Here is a 5,353-nt window from a genome sequence, read left to right as displayed (position 1 = left end):
TAAATATCGTATTGCCATCATGCGATGGCCAACGTAGCCAACGCCAAGCAGTGTCGCCATCACATCGTCTTGTGTAGAGGCCTTGCTAAGGATATTCCTATCCGATAAAGCGCGTTATTAAGCGACACGGTGATACCTAACGACCATGCAAAGGCCAATACCATCTGATCGGTGTTCCTCCGGCACTGGGCAATTGACTCATACACGATGCTAGAGTCACTCACCTATTGATTAAGGGTTAGCTTGCGACCGCGCCTGGGAGTTCAAAGCGATGCATGATATTTTCCAAGTTATCGGAAATGCTAGACATTGTCCCAGATTTTTGTTTGAGATCAATGCTCATTTTTGCTAACCCATTGGCCGCTTCATTGACCTGATGTACCTGTGTGGAAACATCCTTTGTTGCTGTAGAGGTGCTGGCCACACTACGGGTAATTTCAGAACCTGCTGAGAATGTTTCTGTAATGCGCTGTGCCATTTCATGTACCGAACTGTTGGCCTCGGCAACATTATGCACAACTTCAGAGATCCCTTCATTGATCTCTTGTACGTTATGGTTAATCTCCGCTACATTTTTGGTTGCACCTTGAACTTGCTGACCCATGTTTTCTGTATCTAAACTGGTGGTCGACATAGAGTGCTCCATCACTGAGATTCCACCATGCTGACTCTCTACAGAGTCTAAAATATCCTCATTGGTCGCTTTAATGGTTGTGACCACATCAGCAACAGATCGTGCGGACTCTAGACCACTTTCCACACCTGTTCTGATTTCATTGAGCTTGTTTTCAATCATTTTTGTTGCGTCTACCGTCTGTTTGGCCAGATCTTTTACCTCATTGGCCACCACTGCAAAGCCTTTGCCTGATTCCCCCGCACCAGCCGCCTCAATAGATGCATTAAGAGCCAGCATGTTGGTCTGGTCAGCAATACTTTTGATGACCCCTACAACTTTTACAATCTCTTGGGCTGATTGCTGAAGGGTTGTCATGACTTGTGCGTTGACATCTGCATGCTCATGACCTTGATCAGATGCTTGGGTAGCGGCTTGGCACTGACTCTTCATGGTATTAAGGGCATCTGTAATAGCAGTGACGGATTGAGACAGGTTGACCATATTTTCATTGGCACGTCCTGCAGCCCCAGCCATCTCCTCCATGCCCATGTTCATACCGTTGGATGCTTCAGCAACATGGGATAGGTTGATACTCGCCTCTTCCGCTGCTGAGGCGATGGTGTTCATATTGGTGGCCAACTCTTCAGCGGCAGTACTTACCGTGTTCATATTGACATTAAGCTCTTCTGTGGCGCTGGATATGTTGTTCATATCTTCGCTCATGCGATCCGTAGCAACGGCTACCGAATGAGCCCGGCTCTGTAAGGTGGTGGCATTGTTGTCCATCTCACCAGAGAAGAGATTAAGTGAAACAGAGCCTTCTCGGATATGCGCGCTGAGCTGTTGTATCTGTCCAAATATGCCTCCAAGATCTTGAGACATGCCATTGAGATCCTTGACAAGTTTGCCGAGTTCGTCAGAAGGTTGGTGTTCAATGGTAACGCCCAATTTACCTTCCGCAAAAGTCGCCACAAAGTTGCTCACAGCGCGAAGGCGCTTACGCAGCCCCCGCATGGTCCACCATGTTTGGGTAAGGCCCAATAGGAGTGCCACAATAGTAATGATACTCAGTTGTGTAATGGCTTGCTTTTCATGCTCTTCAACCTTTTCCATGGCTTTATGGGTAAAGGTCTCAATTTCTTTAAGAAATGCCTCTAATGTGTGATCTAGCTCATCCTGTTCAGCTTCAATCTTGTTGGCCAGAATGCGGGCTTCAGCCCATTGTGCATTGTCGATCTTGGCATGCAGTGTATGCACATGTTCTTCAAAAATGTGATGAGCTTTTTCGATGGCCACCAACTTGTTATAAGCTGCCTTGAATGCCGCAAGCTCTTCATCATTATGCGCAATGGCAATGCCCTCTTTGGCGATTTTTTCAGCCGCGATAATCTCTAAGTTTGTCTTACTGCCGAGTTCTTTAAAGGTTGTATACGCGCGTTTCAGTTTGTGTTGAGCTTCATTATCTTTTGAAAGAAATTCCATCGCGCGCAACATACGCTCTACTTGAATAACTTGCTCTAATTGATGGGTCGTAATATCGGCTACATGTTCAGTAAGGGGCATATCTTCTGTGGTAATGGTATGTAGCTCTTCTGCAATTTTCGACATTTGCAGTAGTGAGATAAAAGAAACAAGTATTAAGGCACCTATTAACGAGGCAACAAGCACATAGAGTTGATGATCGAGCTTCATTTGTTTGATCATGTCATTCTCTCAAAAAATACCATGTGTAAGCATAAGTTCATTGCTGTGAATGATGATTGCTTATTTTGGGGAGGAAGCTGCTTAGATGTTGGTTCTATCTCACCAACTATTCTGACTATTGTACACGGAAGAAAGTTTAACCTAAACAGTAAGAATATAATAAATGCTTCAATGGCTTTTGCAGAAAAATAGAAACTAACCATCTGAAAATAAGGATATTAAAAGCGGTCGTTTCTATGGTTGTGTTTTTGTGATGTTGTATCATTGTTATTGTTTGTGATTATAAGAAATAAAGGCTTGGTGTTGTGAATGTATCGCTGTTATTTCAAATAGGTAAGGGTATTATCAAAATCTGCATGATGCCGATCTTAAGTGGATAAGACGTACAACTAGCCTGAAAGTCCAAAAGAAGCATCATTCTGTAAATAGAGCCCAGTAAAACCGAACTTGATATACTCCAATCCTGTTGGACGTACACTTATGTAAGCGCCTGCATCCATGTTGTGTTGATGGCCAGTGTACCAAGTGCAGATATGCTGTTGTGCGGGCCAACCCAAAATAATGAACTCGATTGATGCCGTCGATATGTTTTATGACACCACATAAACGTTCTATACGAGGGGGTAAGAGACTGAATGGTCTGTTTCACGCTGTAGCTTGGTACTTAGATGAGATGGAAAGTGAGCCTACTTAGTCGATCGTTCCAAAGCATTTAACCACTTGTAAACATGTGAAAAGCGCTTCAGTTTGAAGTATGCTGGATTGCACGTTTTGGTGTTTTACTGGCTCAAAACCTTGCAATTCCAGGATGGTAAAATGAAGCCTCGCCGCACCCGCCCCGACCCCCAAGGTGATCTGTTTCGCCCCCGTCTTGAGCATATGGTTGATCCAAGCCACGAACTGGTGAAATTGGCCAATCGGATTGATTGGCAGGGGCTGGAGGATCGCTTTGAACCGCTCTATACCGATATTGGCCGNTCAGATAACCCACTCTTTTCTTGTGGTTTCTCTCCGCATAGCGCATCGTTTTTTTTACGGATATTCAGAACTTTGAGCGCTGCAGAGATCGTGCTTCGGTGTACACCAAAGTGAACTGCTCTTTCTCGTTGTAAGGCATCTGGATGTGCCTCCACATGAGCCAAAAGCTCTTCTTTCTTCAGCTTCCGATCGCACTTGCTTCTTTGAGAAGGCTCCAACTTTGGACGCTTCAGCCATTCATAAATCGTCGACCGATTCACTTGAAATAGAACTGCCGCATCTGTCTTGCGACCTCCTGCATCAATGAAATCAAGCACGCGTTTTCGTAGTTCGATGTCATAGCTCATAATGCTTTATTATAACATGTCGGAATTTGGATTCACATTGCTATATATTCAGAACTTTGAGCGCTGCAGAGATCGTGCTTCGGTGCACACCAGAGTGAACGGCTTTCTCGTTGCAAGGCATCTGGATGTACCACCACATGAGCCAAAAGCTCTTCTTTCTTCAGCTTCCGATCGCACTTGCTTCTCTGAGAAGGCTCCAACTTTGGACGCTTCAGCCATTCATAAATCGTCGATCGTTACAAAGCATTTAACCACTTGTAAACATGTGAAAAGCTCTTCAGTTTGAAGTATACTGGATTGCACGTTTTGGTGTTTTACTGGCTCAAAACCTTGCAATTCCAGGATGGTAAAATGAAGCCTCGCCGCACCCGCCCCGACCCCCAAGGTGATCTGTTTCGCCCCCGTCTTGAGCATATGGTTGATCCAAGCCACGAACTGGTGAAATTGGCCAATCGGATTGATTGGCAGGGGCTGGAGGATCGCTTTGAACCGCTCTATACCGATATTGGCCGTCCGGCCATTCAAACACGCATGATGGTGGGTTTGACTCTGCTTCAATCCATGTATGGTCTCTCTGAAGATGATGTGGTCAACCACTGGCCAGAAAACCCTTATTGGCAACACCTGTGTGGTGCCACTTTCTTTACCCATGAAAAACCCATTGCACGCAGCGGCTTGTCCAAATGGCGCAAGCGGGTTGGCAAAAAGGGGTTTGAGCAGCTCCTGGAAGAGACCATAAGCCTTGGTCTCCAGTTTGAGGCCATCAAGTTGTCCAGTCTCGAACGGGTCACGGTAGACAGTACGGTCCAGCCCAAGAACATTGCCCACCCAACGGATGCCCGACTGTTCAATCGGAGTCGAAAGCGCCTTGTGGCTTTGGCTGCTCGCTTCTCCATTGGGTTACGCCAGAGTTATGCACGCAAAGGCCCGCAGACGGTGCAAAAAGCGGGACGTTACGCCCACGCCAGGCAGATGAAACGCATGGGGCGAGAGGTGCGCAGACTCAAAACCTGGTTGGGCCGTGTGGTGCGGGAGTTATGGCGCAAGCTCCCGGAGCAAGATGCCGATGCCCAGATGGAGCTGCACAAGGAACTGACTTTGGCTGAGCGGTTAATGGGGCAGCAGCGTGGGGACAGAAACAAACTCTACAGCCTGCATGAGCCTGATACCGCCTGCATCGCTAAGGGCAAAGCACATAAAAAGTATGAGTTTGGCAGCAAGGTCAGCGTGACCACAACCAATCGGGAAGGTTTTGTCCTGGGAATGCTCTCATTTCCTGGCAACCCCTACGATGGGCGTACATTGGTTCAGGCTTTGGCGCAATCAACTCGGCTATCTGGAGTACGACCCAAGCGTTGTTATGTGGACCGTGGATACCGGGGCCACAAAGTGACTAAGAGCACTGTTTTCATCTCCAGACAGAAGCGTGGTATTACGCTGACGATCAAGAAGGAGTTGAAACGACGCAATGCCATTGAGCCGGTCATTGGACACCTGAAAAGTGAGGGCCGGTTGGATAGAAACTTTCTCCGAGGTCTGCTTGGAGACCAGTTGAATGCCCTAATTTCAGGGATTGGCTATAACCTCCGCCTCATTTTGAAGAAGCTGAGGCTTCTTTGGCTGCTTTTCTGGATACAGACCTTCATGTCATCCCAGGAATCAGCCTTGGAACCCGCCAATCAAACAGGTTTCTGAACGATCGACTAAA

General features: G+C 46.8%; 4 protein-coding genes. 1 reads left to right on the top strand and 3 read right to left on the bottom strand.

The window, feature by feature from the left end:
- Positions 1-238: 238 nt before the first annotated feature.
- The 3 genes from V5T57_RS20470 to V5T57_RS21045 all read right to left on the bottom strand — a co-directional run bounded on the left by V5T57_RS20470 (position 239) and on the right by V5T57_RS21045 (position 3,872).
- Positions 239-2,320, bottom strand: coding sequence for a methyl-accepting chemotaxis protein (locus tag V5T57_RS20470; protein WP_332893130.1), 2,082 nt, complete (start codon positions 2,318-2,320; stop codon positions 239-241).
- A 959-nt stretch (positions 2,321-3,279) separates the two neighbouring features.
- Complete coding sequence (locus V5T57_RS20465) at positions 3,280-3,645, bottom strand: IS630 transposase-related protein (protein WP_332893129.1); 366 nt, start codon at positions 3,643-3,645, stop codon at positions 3,280-3,282.
- A 32-nt stretch (positions 3,646-3,677) separates the two neighbouring features.
- A complete protein-coding gene (locus V5T57_RS21045; RefSeq protein ID WP_442918251.1) occupies positions 3,678-3,872 on the bottom strand; it encodes a hypothetical protein in 195 nt (64 codons plus the stop codon).
- A 124-nt stretch (positions 3,873-3,996) separates the two neighbouring features.
- On the opposite strand from V5T57_RS21045, the gene V5T57_RS20460 reads away from it, so the two are divergent.
- Entirely contained in the window at positions 3,997-5,340 is a 1,344-nt protein-coding gene (locus tag V5T57_RS20460) for an IS5 family transposase (protein ID WP_332893128.1), read from the top strand.
- The last annotated feature ends 13 nt before the right edge of the window (positions 5,341-5,353 follow it).

It is taken from the genome of Magnetococcus sp. PR-3 (assembly GCF_036689865.1).
Taxonomy (GTDB): domain Bacteria; phylum Pseudomonadota; class Magnetococcia; order Magnetococcales; family Magnetococcaceae; genus Magnetococcus.
This window is presented reverse-complemented; position numbering and strand designations above follow the sequence as displayed.

What these genes read in the sequence shown, in the direction of transcription:
- V5T57_RS20460 (WP_332893128.1), top strand. Translation starts at nt 3,997, where the DNA reads ATGAAGCCTCGCCGCACCCGCCCCGACCCCCAAGGTGATCTGTTTCGC.
- V5T57_RS20470 (WP_332893130.1), bottom strand. Translation starts at nt 2,320, where the DNA reads ATGATCAAACAAATGAAGCTCGATCATCAACTCTATGTGCTTGTTGCC.